This is a genomic window from Xanthomonas dyei, from assembly GCF_002939865.1.
Lineage (GTDB): Bacteria > Pseudomonadota > Gammaproteobacteria > Xanthomonadales > Xanthomonadaceae > Xanthomonas > Xanthomonas dyei.
Genome location: NZ_MDEE01000132.1, coordinates 1 through 351, shown reverse-complemented (window position 1 = coordinate 351; position 351 = coordinate 1). Strand labels below are relative to the sequence as shown.

Annotated in this window: 1 protein-coding gene; it reads left to right on the top strand. The window is 61.3% G+C overall.

The window, feature by feature from the left end; genetic code table 11:
- The coding region (locus tag XdyCFBP7245_RS23535) for a type IV secretion system protein (protein ID WP_146091746.1) at positions 1-351 on the top strand (351 nt) is incomplete at both ends.

Sequence of the window (351 nt, the reverse complement as noted above, 5' to 3'; positions counted from 1 at the left end):
TTCTTCAAGCTGGTCAACGACTACTTCAACCGGGAAATTCAGGACTTCGGCATGGAGTTGATGGGCCGTGCCATGCGCTGGGTCAGCACCATCGCGCTGACCGTCACCACGCTCTGGATCCTGATCCTGGGCTACCGCATCGCCACCGGGCAATCGCGCGAGAGTGCGATGGCCACCATGATCAAGGCCGGCAAGGTTGCCCTCATCATCAGCTTTGCCTCGGCCCTGGGCGCCAATGGCGCCATGCTGCACCAAAGCATGACCCAGAACCTGGACAAGGAGATCCACACCTTGTTCACCGGCGATGAGGGCACCGCCGCCGATGCGATCGACGAGAACCTGGCCTACACG